13 protein-coding genes are annotated in these 15718 nt (G+C 68.4%); 6 read left to right on the top strand and 7 right to left on the bottom strand.

All coding sequences use genetic code 11. The annotated features are described in order from the left end of the window. Nucleotides 1-20: 20 nt before the first annotated feature. Nucleotides 21-1670: an alpha-amylase family protein gene (locus ACVTJA_RS36745; RefSeq protein ID WP_465827005.1), complete on the top strand. Its 1650-nt coding sequence runs from the start codon at nt 21-23 to the stop codon at nt 1668-1670. A gap of 60 nt (nt 1671-1730) precedes the next feature. Beyond that, nucleotides 1731-2219, top strand: a complete 489-nt coding sequence (locus ACVTJA_RS36750; RefSeq protein WP_465827007.1) for a YybH family protein — start codon at nt 1731-1733, stop codon at nt 2217-2219. Between the two features lie 43 nt (nt 2220-2262). Here ACVTJA_RS36750 and ACVTJA_RS36755 read toward each other — a convergent pair whose 3' ends face one another. Beyond that, entirely contained in the window at nt 2263-3096 is an 834-nt protein-coding gene (locus ACVTJA_RS36755; protein WP_465827010.1) for an NAD(P)-dependent oxidoreductase, read from the bottom strand. Nucleotides 3097-3187: 91 nt separating this feature from the next. Beyond that, nucleotides 3188-4582: an alpha-amylase family glycosyl hydrolase gene (locus ACVTJA_RS36760; protein ID WP_465827013.1), complete on the bottom strand. Its 1395-nt coding sequence runs from the start codon at nt 4580-4582 to the stop codon at nt 3188-3190. Nucleotides 4583-4672: 90 nt separating this feature from the next. Here ACVTJA_RS36760 and ACVTJA_RS36765 point away from each other — a divergent pair, with 90 nt between their 5' ends. Then, a complete protein-coding gene (locus tag ACVTJA_RS36765) occupies nt 4673-5989 on the top strand; it encodes an amidohydrolase (protein ID WP_465827015.1) in 1317 nt (438 codons plus the stop codon). Nucleotides 5990-6043: 54 nt separating this feature from the next. Beyond that, nucleotides 6044-6979 carry a glutathione S-transferase family protein gene (locus ACVTJA_RS36770; protein WP_465827017.1) on the top strand — a complete coding sequence of 312 codons (936 nt, stop codon included), beginning with the start codon at nt 6044-6046 and terminating at the stop codon, nt 6977-6979. Nucleotides 6980-7054: 75 nt separating this feature from the next. On the opposite strand, the gene ACVTJA_RS36775 is transcribed toward ACVTJA_RS36770, so the two are convergent. From ACVTJA_RS36775 to ACVTJA_RS36795, 5 genes are read right to left on the bottom strand one after another with little or no spacing between them, the layout of a single operon-like run. Further along, the gene (locus ACVTJA_RS36775) at nt 7055-8149 is read right to left on the bottom strand and encodes a Zn-dependent alcohol dehydrogenase (protein ID WP_465827018.1); all 1095 of its coding nucleotides are present in this window, start codon (nt 8147-8149) and stop codon (nt 7055-7057) included. A 41-nt stretch (nt 8150-8190) separates the two neighbouring features. Continuing rightward, entirely contained in the window at nt 8191-9609 is a 1419-nt protein-coding gene (locus tag ACVTJA_RS36780; protein WP_465827020.1) for an aldehyde dehydrogenase family protein, read from the bottom strand. Nucleotides 9610-9625: 16 nt separating this feature from the next. Further along, entirely contained in the window at nt 9626-10807 is a 1182-nt protein-coding gene (locus ACVTJA_RS36785) for an acyl-CoA dehydrogenase (RefSeq protein WP_465827023.1), read from the bottom strand. A gap of 1 nt (nt 10808) precedes the next feature. After that, nucleotides 10809-12014, bottom strand: coding sequence for a 3-oxoadipyl-CoA thiolase (locus ACVTJA_RS36790; protein ID WP_465827025.1), 1206 nt, complete (start codon nt 12012-12014; stop codon nt 10809-10811). 5 nt (nt 12015-12019) lie between these two features. Beyond that, complete coding sequence (locus tag ACVTJA_RS36795) at nt 12020-13558, bottom strand: 3-hydroxyacyl-CoA dehydrogenase (RefSeq protein ID WP_465827027.1); 1539 nt, start codon at nt 13556-13558, stop codon at nt 12020-12022. A gap of 118 nt (nt 13559-13676) precedes the next feature. Here ACVTJA_RS36795 and ACVTJA_RS36800 point away from each other — a divergent pair, with 118 nt between their 5' ends. Next, complete coding sequence (locus tag ACVTJA_RS36800; protein ID WP_465827030.1) at nt 13677-14534, top strand: IclR family transcriptional regulator; 858 nt, start codon at nt 13677-13679, stop codon at nt 14532-14534. A 16-nt stretch (nt 14535-14550) separates the two neighbouring features. Next, complete coding sequence (locus ACVTJA_RS36805) at nt 14551-15702, top strand: acyl-CoA dehydrogenase family protein (RefSeq protein WP_465827032.1); 1152 nt, start codon at nt 14551-14553, stop codon at nt 15700-15702. Nucleotides 15703-15718: the final 16 nt, after the last annotated feature.

The raw sequence follows: 15718 nt of genomic DNA on the forward strand, positions 1-15718 counted from the left end.
CTCCCATACCGGGAGACAGGATGATTCAGGACCTCTGGTACAAGAACGCCGTCGTCTACTGCCTGGACGTGGAGACGTTCATGGACGGCAACGGCGACGGGGTGGGCGACTTCATCGGACTCCAGCGGCGGCTGGACTACCTCTCCGGCCTGGGCGTCACCTGCCTGTGGCTCATGCCCTTCTACCCGTCGCCCAACCGCGACAACGGCTACGACATCACCGACCACTACGGCGTGGACCCGAGGCTCGGCTCGCCGGGCGACTTCGTGGAGTTCACCCACCAGGCGAAGCAGCGCGGCCTGCGCGTCATCATCGACCTGGTGGTCAACCACACCAGCGACAAGCACCCGTGGTTCCAGGCCGCGCGCAAGGACCCGAACAGCCGCTTCCGCGACTTCTACGTCTGGTCCGACAAGAAGCCAAAGGACGCGCACAAGGGCATGGTGTTCCCCGGCTCCCAGGACACGACGTGGACGTACGACAAGGACGCGAAGGCCTGGTACTTCCATCGCTTCTTCCCCTTCCAGCCCGAGCTGAACGTGGCCAACCCCGCCGTGCGCGAGGAGCTGCTCAAGGTCATGGGCTACTGGCTGGAGCTGGGCGTGTCCGGCTTCCGTGTGGACGCGGTGCCATTCCTCATCGAGCTCAAGGGGCTCAAGCACCACGGCATCAAGGACCCGTACCAGCTACTGGACGAGATGCGTGAGTTCCTCTCGTGGCGCACCGGTGACGCCATCCTGCTGGCGGAAGCCAACGTCACCATGGACGAGGTGATGAACTTCTTCGGTGACGACGGGGACCGCATGCAGATGGTCTTCAACTTCGCCGCCAACCAGAACCTCTTCCTCTCACTGGTGACGGAGAACGCCACGACCCTGGCCGAGGCGCTGTCCTCCGCGCCGCGCCTGCCGCAGACGGCGCAGTGGGCCAACTTCCTGCGCAACCACGACGAGCTGGACCTGGGCCGCTTGTCCGCCGCCGACCGCAAGCGCGTCTTCGCGGAGCTGGGGCCGGAGCCGAAGATGCAGCTCTACAACCGGGGGCTGCGCCGGAGGCTCGCGCCCATGCTGTCCGCGGACCGGCGCCGATTGGAATTGGCGTTCAGCCTGATGCTGTCCCTGCCGGGAACGCCGGTGCTCTGGTATGGCGATGAATTGGGCATGGGGGAGGATTTGTCCCAGCACGAGCGCCAGAGCGTGCGCGCGCCGATGCAGTGGTCCAACGAGCCGCACGCGGGCTTCACTCGCGCGGCCGAGCCCTTCCGCCCCGTGATTTCCGAGGGCACCTTCGGCTACCCGAGCGTGAATGTGGAGACGCAGCGAAGGGACCCGGCGTCGATGGTCAACTGGGTGGAGCGCATGGTGCGCATGCGCAAGGAATGCCCCGAGCTGGGCTGGGGCGCGTGGCGCCTGCTGCGCGTGAAGCCGGAGAACGTGTTGGCGCTGCGCTTCGACTGGAAGGACGAAACGCTGGTGACGCTGCACAACCTGTCCGGCAAAGCGTGCGAGGTGAGCTTCAATCCGGGTGGGTCTCCGGTGCGGCTCTTCCATGCGCTCGCGGACGCGCACTCCACGCCCGGCAAGGGAGGGCGGCACCGCGTGACGTTGGAGGGCTACGGCTACCGGTGGTTTCGCGCGGAGCCGCTGGAAGAGGAGATGCCCGGGAGGTGAGCTTCACACTTCTTCATGGCCGCGAGGGAAATGGCGCAACGCGCGCTGCATACGGTGGGCATGAACCTGAACCCACGCACGCTGTTGCTGCTCATTCCCCTGCTCTTCGCTCCCGCCATGTCCCACGCCACGCCTGCTCTGACGCCCCAGGATGAAAAGGCCCTCCGGGCCCTGATGACCGACCTCGACCTGCGCTGGAAGCAGCGCGACATGGCGGCGTACCTCGCCCACTACGCCGAGGACGCTGACGTCGTGAATCGCGGCGGCGGATGGTTCCGAGGCAAGGCCGCGTTCCAGCAACAGCTCGAGTGGCTCGCGAAGAATGGGCGCCCGGAGATCTTCACCATGCGCACGGACATCGAGGCCATCCGCGCCATCGCTCCCGGCGTGTTCGTCCTCGTCCAGCACCGCGATGAGAACGTGCGGAAGTCCCGCGCCACCTTCGTCATCGCCCGGAGCGGGGACACATTGCGTGTCCAGTCCGTCAGCATCGCGCCCATCGAGCCGCCGTCGGGCCCGCAGGCGCCATCCCAGCCTGCGACTCGCTGAGTGCGCCTGAAGGCCTGGACGGGTCGCCTGAGCGGACCTTGTATCAGTCCTGCGTCAAGGTCCGGAACACGGCAGGCAACTCCTGGCCTCCGAGTTCCACGCTGACGGCTCGCTTGTAGTTCTCGAGCAACGCCTTCGGGAAGCGTGCGCTGATGCGGGCGTCCTGGCTCAACCGGACGATGTGTTCGATTGCCGCGACGTGCGTGTTGAGACTGCACTGGTTGCCCGAGAAGTCATTCTTCTCGATCATGTCCTGCGCGGCATCGGCGGTGACGGAAATCAGGCCGAGGAAGGAGTTCTTCTGAGCGAAGAACGTCTTCGGGTCGAGGCCTTCCGCCTTGCACATCGCCGCGGCGTGAAGGAACGCGAGGGAGCCGCCGTAGTAGGCCTCGAGAATCGCGCAGTCGAGCGTCGCGGCGGCACCAATCTTCTCGTCGACGTAGGTGGAGTTCTTGGCGATGGCACGGAGGGTATCCACGTGCCGGTCGAAGACCGCTCGCGAGCCGGCGTAGTAGACCGTCGCGTAATCGGTGGCGACAAAGCTCGGGTAGGCGAGGATCGCGGCATCCAGGTAGTCCACGCCGTTTGCCTTTGCCCATTCCAGTCCCGCGCGAGCGTCCGAGGGGGAGCCGCTGGTGAGCTGCACAAGCGTTGTTCCGGAGAGTGCCGACGCGACACCCGGCGCGGAGAGCACCTCGAAGGAGGCGGCGTAGTTCGACAGGGAGACGACGACGAGCTCTCGTCCCGAGACAGCCTCGCTCAGGCTCTCGAATGCGACGGTTCCCGCGCCTACAGCCGTTGCCTTGCTCGACGTCCTGTTCCAGACCGCGACGTCGTGTCCTGCCGAGGCGAAGGCTCGGGCCAGTGCGCTTCCCATGAGACCACTACCAATCACCGCGACCTTCGCTGGACGACTCGGGGGCATGTGCAAGCTCCTTTTGTTTCAAGCTAGCACGGCGCCCTCCGGCTCACGCTCGACGTAGCACCCGTCCCGTCGTGGGCGGCAGGACGCCCAACGAGAGCCGACCACCTCGCAGGGAGAATCGGCGCGTGGGCTCCAGCAGGTCCACCCACTCCCCTTGTGCGGAACCCGGCATCGACAGGTCCACGAGGTCCGAGGGTTTGTCTGAAGAATTCACCGCCACGATGACGAGCTCACTCCCCAGCTCCCGCGCGTAGGCGAGTTGCTCGTTGCGCACCAGCAGCTCACGGAAGCGCCCGCGCCTCAGCGCCTCATGCTGGTTCCGGAGCGCCGCGTAGCGCGAGATGGCGGCGCGTAGCCCGAGCGGATTGTCCGCGGGCCCGGGGGGGTCCGGCAGCGGCGGGCGCAACGGCCGGTCATCACCACCCTCCTTGCGCCCCTGCTGTCCCCACTCGCTGCCGTAGTACAGCGACGGCGCACCCGGCAGCGTGAAGAGGAGCAGGTACAACAGCGGCAGGTGACGGAGCTCCTTCAACTGGCTCGCGGCCCGATTCACGTCATGGTTGTCCGCGAACGTGTAGAGCGTGAGCCCCTCGTACATGCCCTCGCCGGCGGCGTACTGGCGCTTCAGCGTGTGAGCCAGCTCGAAGTAGTTCCTGTCATTGTGGCTGGACCAGAGCGCCTTCCACAGCGCGTAGTCCGTGGTCGCGTGCAGCCGTCCAGGCCGGGCCCACTGGCGATAGTCACCGTGGATGACCTCGCCCATCAGCCAGAGCTTCCTCTCCAGTCCCGCGCAGAACGCGTGGAGCCCGTCGAAGAAGTCCAAATCCATGGCGTCCGCCGCATCCAGCCGCAGCCCGTCGATGTCGAAGCGCTTCACCCAGTGCGCCACCGCGTCGAAGAGATGCCGACGAACCGCGTCCTGGCGCAGGTCCAGCTTCACCAGCTCGTCCACCCCATGCCAGCCCTGGTACACGAACGGGTCCCCGAACCGGTTGCGCGCATCGAAGCGCAGGCCCGCGAACCAGCTCCGGTACGGCGACGCCTGCCCCTTCTCGCGCACGTCCCGGAAGGCCCAGAAGGCGCGCCCCACGTGGTGGAAGACGGCATCCACCACCACCTTCATCCCCCGCGCGTGCAGCCCGTCCACCAGCCGGGCGAGCGCCGTGTCATCGCCGAGGCGCCGGTCCACCTGGATGTAATCCGCCGTGTCGTAGCCGTGCGTGGACGACTCGAAGACCGGGCCCAGGTACACCGCGTTGACTCCGAGTGCGGCCCACACGTCCAGCCACGGCAAGAGCCGGTCCAGTCGCGCGGTGGGCGCACTGTGGAAGTCATTCGCCGCGGGAGCGCCGCAGGCGCCCAGCGGGTACACGTGCATGAAGACGGCGTCGTGAATCCAGGCGGGCTCTGGGAGCAGGTTCTCGGGCATCCCGTCCATGGATGCGCACCCGAGGTGCCAGCCTCAACGCCCCGCGGCAAGGTGTGCTCTATTGCCTGCTCTACAGCCATTCGGACAGGAGACCTCCTGGTGAAATCGCTCCCCCTGCTTGCCGCCCTCTTCACCTGTGTCGCCGTATCGGGTGGACCGGCCCTCGCGGCGGCGCCTTCGCCCGTTCTTGGTGGCCTCGACGCGCTCTATCCGGACCTGGACGCGTTCTACCGGGACCTGCACCAGTCGCCCGAGCTGTCGCTGCAAGAGGAGCAGACGGCGGCGAAGCTCGCGGAGCGCCTGCGCAAGCTGGGCTACGAGGTGACGCAGAAGGTGGGCGGGCACGGCATCGTCGCGATTCTTCGCAACGGCAAGGGCCCCACGGTGCTGCTGCGCACGGACATGGATGCACTGCCGGTGGAGGAGAAGACGGGACTGCCCTACTCCAGCCAGGTGAAGGTGAAGGATGCGTCCGGGGCCACGGTGTCGGTGATGCATGCGTGCGGACACGACGTGCACATGACCTCATGGATGGGCGCGGCCACGCTGCTGGCGAAGTCGAAGGACAAGTGGCGCGGCACGCTGATGCTGGTGGGCCAGCCCGCCGAGGAGATTGGCGCGGGTGCACGGGCGATGCTCGCGGACGGCCTGTTCAAGCGCTTCCCCAAGCCGGACTTCGCCGTGGCCCTGCACACCATGGGCACCGCCGCGTCGGGAACGGTGCAGTACACGTCCGGCTATTCGATGGCGAGCGTGGACTCCATCGACATCACGCTCTACGGCAAGGGCGGGCACGGCGCGTACCCGCACACCACGGTGGACCCGGTGGTACTGGCCGCGCGCACCATCCTCTCGCTGCAGACGCTCATCAGTCGTGAGAAGCACCCGCTGGAGCCCGCAGTGCTCACGGTGGGCTCCATCCACGGCGGCACCAAGCACAACATCATCCCGGACGAGGTGAAGCTCCAGCTCACGCTGCGCACGTACAAGCCCGAGGTGCGCAAGGCGCTGCTCGCCGGAATCGAGCGCGTGACGAAGGGGGAGGCCCAGACCGCCAACGCCCCCCGCTCGCCCGATGTCTCCGTCACCGAGGGCACGCGCGCCACCTACAACGACCCGGAACTGACGAAGCGGCTGGTGGCCGCGGTGGGCCGGGTGCTCGGCCCGCAGAACCTCAGCGAGGCGCAGCCCGTCATGGGCGGTGAGGACTTCTCCGAGTACGGCCGCGCGGGCGTCACCGCCGTCATGCTGTGGCTCGGCATCGTCGAGCCCCAACGCCTCGCCAAGGCCCAGGCCGCGGGAGAGGCCCTGCCCTCCGCACACTCGCCGCTGTACGCGCCGGACCGCGAGCTCACGCTGCGCACCGGCGTCACCACGCTCACCACCGCCGCGCTGGAACTGCTCGGCAAGCCGTGAACTTCCCGCCGCGTCCGCTACGCTGCGCCCACCTCTTCATCGCGGAGCCAAACCATGTCCGAGCTCATCCTCCATCACTACCCGGCCTCACCCTTCGCCGAGAAGGGCCGCCTGATGCTGGGCTTCAAGCAGCTCGCATGGCGCTCGGTGCACATCCCGCGCATCATGCCCAAGCCGGACCTGATGGCGCTCACGGGTGGCTATCGGAAGACGCCCGTGCTGCAGCAGGGCGCGGACGTCTACTGTGACACCGCGCTCATCGCCCGCCACCTGGAGCGGGTGAAGCCCACTCCCACGCTGTTCCCGCGCGGCCAGGAGCTCACCGTGGCCAGCTTCGCCGCGTGGGCGGACTCCGTGGTGTTCATGACCGCGGTGACGCTGATGTTCCAGCCGGAGGTCGTCTCGGCCCGCTTCGCGAAGGCGCCGCCGGAGCACCTGAAGGCCTTCACCGCCGACCGCGCCGCGCTCTTCAGCGGCGGCACCGCGAGCCGCATGCCGGTGGAGCAGGCCCGGAACCAGTGGCCCGTCCTCATGGCGCGGCTGGAGGCGCAGCTCTCGCACCGGCCCGGGAGCTTCCTCTTCGGAGAGCCGAGCATCGCGGACCTCGCCATGGCCCATCCCCTGTGGTTCCTCCGGGACACGCCGCTGACCGCGCCATTCGTCAACAAGTGGCCGGGCGTGTCGGCCTGGTTGGAGCGGGTGCTCGCCTTCGGACACGGCACGCCCAAGGAGACGAGCGCGGAGGAGGCCATCACCATCGCCCGCGAGGCCACACCAGCGCCGCTGCCCGATGAGCGCTACGAGGACCCGAATGGCTTCAGGCCGGGCCAGAAGGTGAGCATCGCCGCGGTCGACTACGGCGTGGACCCGGTGGAGGGCGAGCTGCTCTTCGCCGGCTCCGAGGAGCTCATCCTCCGCCGCGAGGACCCGCGCGCGGGCGTCGTGCACGTGCACTTCCCACGCCTGGGCTTCCGCGTAGAAACGCGCTGAGCCACGCGCTCATCGATACACCCCATCCGAGGAGCGGCGCGGACCTCGCGCCGCCCTCCGGGAGTGCAGCTCGCGTCAGAAGAGCACCACACCTCGGGCATTCACTCCGTTCTTCATGTCCGTGAACGCCGCGTCGAGCTGGTCCAGCTTGTACGTCGTCGTCACCAGCTCATCGAGCTTGAGCTTTCCCTGTGTGTAGAGCTCCAGCAGCCGGGGCATGTCGCGGTGCACGTCCGCCGTGCCGAACCACGAGCCGAGCAGCCGCTTCTCGAAGAGGGGCAGCACGAAGACGTTCAGGCTGATGGACTCCTTCACGCTGCCCACGCCGACGACGACGCAGGTGCCCGCCTTGCGCGTGCACATATAGGCCTGCTCAATCGTCTCCTTGCGGCCCACGGCCTCGTAGGCGTAGTCCGCGCCGCGCCCCTGCGTCAGCTCGCGGATGGCCGCCACCGGGTCCGCGCCCTTCGCGTCCACCACGTCCGTCGCTCCGAAGACCTTCGCCAGCTCCAGCTTCTTCGGGTGCACATCCACCGCGATGATGCGCTCGGCCCCGGCAATCACCGCGCCCTGGATGATGTTCAGGCCCACGCCACCCGCGCCGAACACCGCCACCGTGGCGCCCCGGGGCATCTCCGCCGTGTTGAGCACCGCGCCCACGCCCGTCGTCACCGCGCAGCCAATCAACGCAGCCTTGTCCAGCGGTGCATCGGACGGCAGCCGCACCGCCGCGCGCGCCGGGACGACGGCGTACTCAGACAGCGCGCCCAGCGCGGAGAAGACATTCAGGTCCGTGTCGTCCTTGTGCAGCCGGGTGCTGCCGTCCGGCATCCGGTTGCTCGCGTTGATCTTCTCCCCGAGCACGCACAGGTTCGGACGCTGGATGCGGCAGTAGTAGCACTCACCGCACTGGGCCACCCACGAGAGGACGACCTTGTCGCCCTTCTTCACGTGGGTGACGCCCTCGCCGACCTCCTCGACGATGCCCGCGCCCTCGTGGCCCAGCACGCACGGCAGCTTCATCTTCACCGTGCCGTTCAGCACCGACAGGTCCGTGTGACACACGCCACACGCCACCATGCGGACGAGTACTTCCTGGGCCCGGGGCGCATCGAAGCGGATGTCGTCGATGGACAGCTTGTCCTTCTCGAAACACACAGCAGCCTTCATGGTGGCTTGCTCCAGTGCATTGAGGAACAGCGAGTGGAACCTCAGAGCTGCATCGCCTTGTGCTCCAGGAACTCCTCCAGCCCGTACCTGCCGAACTCGCGGCCGTGCCCGGACTGACGGTATCCACCAAACGGAGCCAGCGGGTTGAACTTGCCGCCGTTGATGTCCACCTGGCCGGTGCGCATCCGCCGGGCCACGCGCTTCGCGCGCTCGACGTCGTTGGACCAGACAGCACCCGACAGGCCGTAGATGGTGCTGTTGGCGATGCGGATGGCGTCGTCTTCATCCTCGTACGGCATGATGACGAGCACGGGCCCGAAGATTTCCTCCTGGGCAATCGTCATCTCGGGCGTGACGCCCATGAAGACGGTGGGCTTCACGTAGTAGCCCTTCGGCAGGCCCTCGGGCGGCTCGGCCCCGCCCGCGACGAGCTTCGCGCCCTCGCGGATGCCTTGCTGGATGTACTCGCGTACGCGCTTGCGCTGCGTGTCGGAGATGAGGGGCCCGAGCTTCGCCTCACCCTTGAACGGGTCTCCCACGGTGAAGCTCAAGGCCACCTCGGCGGCGAGCTTCGCCGCCTCGTCATGCATGGCGCGCGGAACCAGCATGCGCGTGTGCGCCGAGCACGTCTGCCCGGAGTTGAGGAAGCAGTTGCCCACCACGCGCTTCACGACGTTCTTCAGATTCGCGTCGTCGAGGATGATGGCCGCCGACTTGCCGCCCAGCTCCAGCGCCACGCGCTTGATGGTGGCGGAGGCCACCTCGGAGATGCGCCGCCCGGCGCGCGTGGAGCCGGTGAAGGAGACCATGTCCACTTCGGGATGGCGGACGAGCGCTTCACCCACCACGGGACCCGTGCCGGAGACGAGGTTGAAGACGCCGGCCGGAAGGCCCGCCTCGTGAATCACCTCCGCCAGGATGAAGGCGTTGAGCGGCGCCACCTCGCTGGGCTTCAGCACCACCGTGCAGCCCGCCGCCAGCGCCGGAGCCACCTTGGCGATGATTTGATGCAGCGGGTAGTTCCACGGGGTGATGCAGGCCACCACGCCCACCGGCTCGCGCACGACGAGCGAGTTGCCCACCTGCTCCTCGAAGGAGAACTCCTGGAGGAGCTTCACGTAGCTGGCCGTCACGGTGATAGGCGTGCCCACCTGGATGGGCTTCGCCAGCCCCAGGGGCATGCCCACCTCGCCGGTGATTGCCTTCGCCAGGTCGTCCTGCCGCGCCGTCAGGCCATCGTGAATGCGCTGGAGGAACCGAGCCCGCTCGGAGGCGGGACGCGTGGACCAGGACTCGAAGGCGGCGCGCGCGGCCTTCACCGCGAGGTCCACGTCCTCCGCGGTGCCCTCGGGGATGCGGCCCATCACATCCTCGGTGGAGGCACTGAGCACGTCGATATGGCCCCCGCCTCGCGAGGGCGTCCAGACACCGTGGATGTACAGCTTGTCGAAGCCGTGCATGACCGTCTCCCGCGTCTCAACTGAAGGCCTGGATGCCCGTCTGCGCGCGCCCGAGAATGAGCGCGTGGACATCGTGCGTGCCCTCGTAGGTGTTCACCGCTTCCAGGTTCATCACGTGACGGATGACGTGGTACTCGTCCGCGATTCCGTTGCCGCCCAGCATGTCGCGAGCCACGCGCGCGATATCCAGCGCCTTGCCGCAGTTGTTGCGCTTGAGCAGGGAGATGGCCTCCGGCGCGGCCTTCTCCGCGTCCTTCATCCGGCCCAGCCGGAGCGCCGCCGTCAGCCCCAGCGTGATTTCCGTCTGCATGTCCGCCAGCTTCTTCTGGATGAGCTGCGTGGCGGCCAGGGGACGGCCGAACATCTTGCGCTCCATCGTGTACGCGCGCGCCGTGTGCCAGCAGAACTCCGCCGCGCCCATGGCTCCCCACGAAATGCCGTAGCGCGCGTTGTTGAGGCAGCCGAAGGGCCCCTTCAGTCCCTTCACGCCCGCGAGCAGGTTCTCCTCGGGGACGAACACGTCGTCCATGGCGATGCCGCCCGTCACCGACGCGCGTAATGAAAACTTGCCTTCAATCTTCGGCGCGGTGAGCCCCTTCATGCCCTTCTCCAGCACGAAGCCGCGAATCTCGTCCTGCTCATCCTTCGCCCAGACGACGAAGACGTCCGCAATGGGCGAGTTGGTAATCCACTGCTTGGTGCCGGAGAGGAGATAGCCCCCGGGAGTCTTCCGCGCGCGGCTGCGCATGGAGCCCGGGTCCGAGCCCGCGTCCGGCTCCGTCAGCCCGAAGCACCCGACGAGCTCGCCCTTGGCCAGCCCGGGCAAGTACTTCCGCCGCTGCTCCTCCGAGCCGTACGCGTAGATGGGGTACATGACGAGCGAGGACTGCACGCTCATCGCGGAGCGGTAGCCGGAGTCCACTCGCTCCACCTCGCGCGCGAGCAGGCCATAGGCCACGTACGAGGCGCCGGCCCCGCCGTACTCGGGCGGCAGCGTGGAGCCCAGCAGACCGAGGCTGCCCATCTCGTTCATGATTTCGCGGTGGAAGACCTCGTGGCGGTTGGCCTCGAGGACGCGCGGCATGAGCTGCTTCTGGCAGTAGTCGTGCGCGGTGTCGCGCAGCAGCCGCTCCTCTTCCTTCAGCTCCTCTTCGAGCAGGAACGGGTCTTCCCACCGGAACGATGCACGTTGGCTCATGTCAGACCTTCTCCAGGATGGCGGCGATGCCCTGCCCCACGCCGATGCACATGGTGACGAGCGCGTAGCGCCCTCCGCTCACCTGGAGCTGCCGAGCGGCCGTCAGCGCCAGCCTCGCGCCCGACGCGCCCAGCGGATGGCCCACGGCGATGGCGCCGCCGTTTGGATTCACGCGGCTGTCGTTCTCGGCCAACTCCAGCAGCTTGAGGCAGCCCAGCACCTGCACCGCGAAGGCCTCGTTGATTTCGATGACGTCCATGTCCGCGAGCGTCAGCCCCGCCCGGTCCAGCGCCTTGCGCGAGGCGGGCACCGGCCCCAGTCCCATGGTGCGCGGTGGCACTCCGGCGACGGCCGCCGAGACGATGCGCGCCAGCGGCTTGCATCCGGCCTTCTCTCCGACGCCCAGCGTGCCAATCAGCAGCGCCGCGGCCCCGTCGTTGATGCCCGACGCGTTGCCCGCGGTGACGACGCCGTCCGACTGGAGCGGCTTGAGTGCGGCCAGCTTGTCGAGCGTGGTGTCCGGGCGCGGGTGCTCGTCCACCGCCACCGTGGTGACGGCGCCCTTGCGGCCCGGCAGCTCCACCGGCAGCAGCTCGCCGGCAAAGAAGCCCGCCTTCTGCGCGGCGGCGTACTTCTGCTGCGAGGCCAGCGCGAAGCGGTCGCCTGCCTCGCGGCCGATGTTCAAGTCATGCGCGATGTTGTCCGCCGTCTCCGGCATGGTGTCGTCGCCGAAGCCCGCGACGAGGCGCGGGTTGGGGAAGCGCGCGCCCATGGTCGTGTCGTAGATGCGCGCGTCGCGGCTGAAGGCGGACTCGGCCTTGGCCAGCGCGAAGGGCGCGCGGCTCATGCTCTCCACGCCGCCCGCGACGAACAACTCACCCTGCCCCACCGTGGTGGCGCGCGCCGCGTCGATGACCGCGGCCAGGCCGCTGCCGCACAGGCGATTCACCGTCAGGCCCGCGACTTCGATGGGTAGCCCCGCGAGCAACCCTGCGTGCCGGGCCACGTTGCGGCTGTCCTCGCCCGCCTGGTTGGTGCAGCCGGCGATGACGTCCTCCACGTCGTGCGCCTCGAAGGGGCCACGGGCCACCAGCGCTCGGATGACACCGGCGAGCAGGTCATCGGGACGCACCGGCGCCAGCGCACCGGCGTGGCGGCCGAACGGCGTGCGCAGGCCGTCATAGACATAGGCACTCATGAGGCTCATGCGATTCATCCTTCCGGAGTGAGCAGCGACACGCCGAGCCGCGCCCGGCGGGAGAGCCACGGACTGGCGCGGTAGCGCGGATCCCCCGTGGCGATGTGCAGGGCCTCCAGCGCCTTCAGCACTCGGCCCGGGCCAATCGCATCACCCCAGGCCAGCGGGCCCTTCGGATAGCCGAGACCCAGCGTGACGGCGGCGTCGATGTCCTCCGGGCTGGCGATGCGCTGCTGCGCGATGTCGCAGGCGATGTTGACGATGGTGGCCAGCACTCGCTGCGCGACGAAGCCCGGGCTGTCGTGGATGCGCGACACCGCCGTGCCGTCCGCCGCGAGCAGCGCCAGCGCCGAGTCAAGAAACGCGGGCCGCGTCACCGGCGTCGTCATCGCCGTGCGCCGCCGCTCCGGGCCGAAGAGCAGGTCCACCGCCACCGTGCGCTCGGGGTCCACGCCCAGCGCCAGCGCCGTGGTGGTGGCGTCACGCCCGAGCGGCGCGACGAGGCACAGCGACTCCGCGCCCGGCCGCTGCCCCTCGTCCCATGTCCAGCCCGCGGCCGTGACGATGTTGCGCAGCGCATCCCTCCAGCCCGTCTCGTCCGCACTCACCCAGACGGGACGGCGCTCGCCCTGGGGCACGGCGGGCGCGGCCACCGGATGCTGCTTGCCGCCCTCGTGCGAGTAGAAGCCCTGGCCCGCCTTGCGCCCGAGCAGTCCCGCGGCGAGCCGCTGCCGCAGCACGTACGACGGACGGAAGCGGGGCTCCTGGTAGAACTGCTCGTAGACGGACTCCATCACCGGATGCGACACGTCGAGCCCGGTGAGGTCGAGCAATTCGAACGGGCCCATGCGGAAGCCCGCGGCCTCGCGGAGGATGCGGTCCACCTCGTCGAAGGAGGCGATGCCTTCCTGGAGGATGCGCAGCGCCTCCGTGCCGAAGCCCCGCCCCGCATGGTTGACGATGAAGCCCGGCGTGTCCGCCGCGCGCACCGGGCGGTGGCCCATGCGCTTCGCGAGCGCGACGAGCGCCGGAGCTACCCATGGCTCCGTGCGCGCGCCGTCGATGACCTCCACCACCTTCATCAACGGCACCGGGTTGAAGAAGTGGAAGCCGCCCACGCGGCCCGGGCGCTCGCACGCGGCGGCGATGGACGTCACCGACAGCGACGAGGTGTTGGTGGCCAGCAGGCAGTCCGGCCCGACAATCTTCTCCAGCCGCGTGAAGAGCGACTGCTTCGCCGCGACGTCCTCGACGATGGCCTCCACCACCACGTGGCTTCCAGCGAGCTCCTCCTCGGAATGGATGGGCTGCAGGCGCAGCGTCGCCGAGCGCGCCTCCTCCACGGACAGGCGCCCCTTCGCGGCCAGCGACTCCAACATCGCCCCGACGTTGGCGCGCGCTTCCTCCGCGGCCCGCGGGCGCGTGTCGAACAGGCGCACGGTGATGCCCGCCTGCGCCGCAAGCTGCGCAATGCCCCGGCCCATCGTCCCCGTGCCCACGATGCCAAGCACGAGCCCGGGCTGATTCACCTCCAGCACGTCCGCCTCCTTCATCGCATCTCTGGTTTCTGGTTTTGCCTAATTTCGCTGTGCGAAACTGAGTTTCGCAAAACCTTGACCCCTATCTACCGATTGTCTACTCTCCTTGCAATCCCACTCTTTCAGGACTGCCATGACCCGGCCCACTGTCTCGTACGCGCCCACGAACGACACTGGCATCACCTCCATGGAGTCGCTGGAGCTGCTCGGCGACGGTGACGAGGAGGTGAAGGACCGGCAGTTCGTGACGGCACTGGCTCGCGGGCTGGAAATCCTGCGGGCCTTCACGCCGCAGCGGCCCATGTTGGGCAACCAGGAGCTGGCGGCGAGCACGGGCCTGCCCAAGCCGACCATCTCCCGGCTGACGCACACGCTGACGCGGCTGGGCTACCTCACGTATTCGGAGCGGCTGGGGAAGTACCAGCTCGGCACTCGGGTGCTGGCGCTCGGCTTCGCGGCGCTCTCCAACATGGGCGTGCGTGACGTGGCGCGCCCGCTGATGCAGGAGCTGGCGGACTACGCCAACGTGCCGGTGTCGCTGGGCACGCGTGACAGGCTCAACGTCGTCTATGTCGAGCACTGTCGCTCCACCGCCGCGGTGACGCTGCGGCTGGACATCGGCTCACGGCTGCCGCTGGCCACCACGGCCATGGGACGCGCGCTGCTCGCCGCGCTGCCCGAGCCGGAGCGCAACTACTTCATGGAGCACATGGCGAAGCGCGAGGGCGACAACTGGCCCCGCATCCGCGCCGGAATCGAGCAGGCCCTCTCCGACTACCAGACGTACGGCTTCACCCTCTCCGTGGGGGACTGGGACCGGGACGTCAACGCGGTGGGTGTACCCTTCATCCCCCCGGACGGCAGCGGAATCCTCGCCTTCAACTGTGGCGGCCCGTCGTTCCTGCTTCCGCGCCAGCGGCTGCTGCTCGATCTGGGCCCCCGCCTGGTGAACCTGGTTCGCAACGTCGAAGCGGCCCTGATGCGCCGCTGAAGAGGGACACGCCACCATGGCTTGTGATGAAGACACCCTGGTCCAGCTGCTCGACACGCTGGAGCGCTTCGTGAAGGAGCGGCTGGTGCCCAACGAGCACCGCGTCGCGGACGAGGACGCCATTCCGTCGGAGTTGGTGGAGGAGATGCGCGGGCTGGGCCTCTTCGGCCTGTCCACGCCGGTGGAGTACGGCGGCATCGGCCTCAACATGAGCCAGGAGGTGCAGGTGGCCTTCGTGCTCGGCCAGACGTCACCCGCGTTCCGCTCGCTCATCGGCACCAACAACGGCATCGGCTCGCAGGGCATCATCCTGGACGGCACCGATGAGCAGAAGAAGAAGTACCTCCCCCGGCTGGCCTCGGGAGAAATCGTCGGCGCCTTCGCGCTCACCGAACCGAACGCCGGCTCGGACGCGTCGTCGCTGCGCACCACCGCGCGCCGCGAGGGCGACGCCTACGTGCTCAACGGCACCAAGCGCTTCATCACCAACGCGCCGGAGGCGGGCCTCTTCACGGTGATGGCGCGCACCAACACCGAGGACAAGGGCGCGGGCGGCATCTCCGCCTTCCTCGTGGAGGCGGGCACGCCGGGCCTGAACATCGGCCCGCACGACAGGAAGATGGGGCAGAAGGGCACGCACACCGCGGACGTCCTGTTCGAAGACTGCCGCGTGCCCGCGTCGCAGCTGCTGGGCGGACGCGAGGGCCAGGGCTTCAAGACGGCGATGAAGGTGTTGGACAGAGGCCGGCTCCACATCGCCGCCGTGTGTGTCGGCGTGGCCGAGCGCCTCATCCGCGAGAGCCTGCGCTACGCCATGGAGCGCGAGCAGTTCGGCAAGCCCATCGCCGAGTTCCAGCTCATCCAGGCCATGCTCGCCGACAGCCGCACCGAGGCCTACGCCGCCCGCTGCATGGTGCTGGACGCGGCTCACAAGCGCGACGAGGGGCAGAACGTCAGCACCGAGGCCTCGTGCTGCAAGCTCTTCGCGAGCGAGATGGTGGGCCGCGTGGCGGACCGCGCCGTGCAGATTTTCGGCGGGGCCGGCTACATCGCCGACTACGGCATCGAGCGCTTCTACCGTGATGTGCGGCTGTTCCGCCTCTACGAGGGCACCAGCCAGATTCAGCAGCTCGTCATCGCGCGCAACATGATGCGCGAAGTAGCGTGAGCCTCCGGTTACCTGC

Source organism: Pyxidicoccus sp. M6, from assembly GCF_055568925.1.

Coding starts and splice junctions, on each gene's coding strand:
- ACVTJA_RS36745 (WP_465827005.1), top strand. CDS start 21: ATGATTCAGGACCTCTGGTACAAGAACGCCGTCGTCTACTGCCTGGAC.
- ACVTJA_RS36750 (WP_465827007.1), top strand. CDS start 1,731: ATGAACCTGAACCCACGCACGCTGTTGCTGCTCATTCCCCTGCTCTTC.
- ACVTJA_RS36755 (WP_465827010.1), bottom strand. CDS start 3,096: ATGGGAAGCGCACTGGCCCGAGCCTTCGCCTCGGCAGGACACGACGTC.
- ACVTJA_RS36760 (WP_465827013.1), bottom strand. CDS start 4,582: ATGGACGGGATGCCCGAGAACCTGCTCCCAGAGCCCGCCTGGATTCAC.
- ACVTJA_RS36770 (WP_465827017.1), top strand. CDS start 6,044: ATGTCCGAGCTCATCCTCCATCACTACCCGGCCTCACCCTTCGCCGAG.
- ACVTJA_RS36775 (WP_465827018.1), bottom strand. CDS start 8,149: ATGAAGGCTGCTGTGTGTTTCGAGAAGGACAAGCTGTCCATCGACGAC.
- ACVTJA_RS36780 (WP_465827020.1), bottom strand. CDS start 9,609: ATGCACGGCTTCGACAAGCTGTACATCCACGGTGTCTGGACGCCCTCG.
- ACVTJA_RS36785 (WP_465827023.1), bottom strand. CDS start 10,807: ATGAGCCAACGTGCATCGTTCCGGTGGGAAGACCCGTTCCTGCTCGAA.
- ACVTJA_RS36790 (WP_465827025.1), bottom strand. CDS start 12,014: ATGAGCCTCATGAGTGCCTATGTCTATGACGGCCTGCGCACGCCGTTC.
- ACVTJA_RS36795 (WP_465827027.1), bottom strand. CDS start 13,558: ATGAAGGAGGCGGACGTGCTGGAGGTGAATCAGCCCGGGCTCGTGCTT.
- ACVTJA_RS36800 (WP_465827030.1), top strand. CDS start 13,677: ATGACCCGGCCCACTGTCTCGTACGCGCCCACGAACGACACTGGCATC.
- ACVTJA_RS36805 (WP_465827032.1), top strand. CDS start 14,551: ATGGCTTGTGATGAAGACACCCTGGTCCAGCTGCTCGACACGCTGGAG.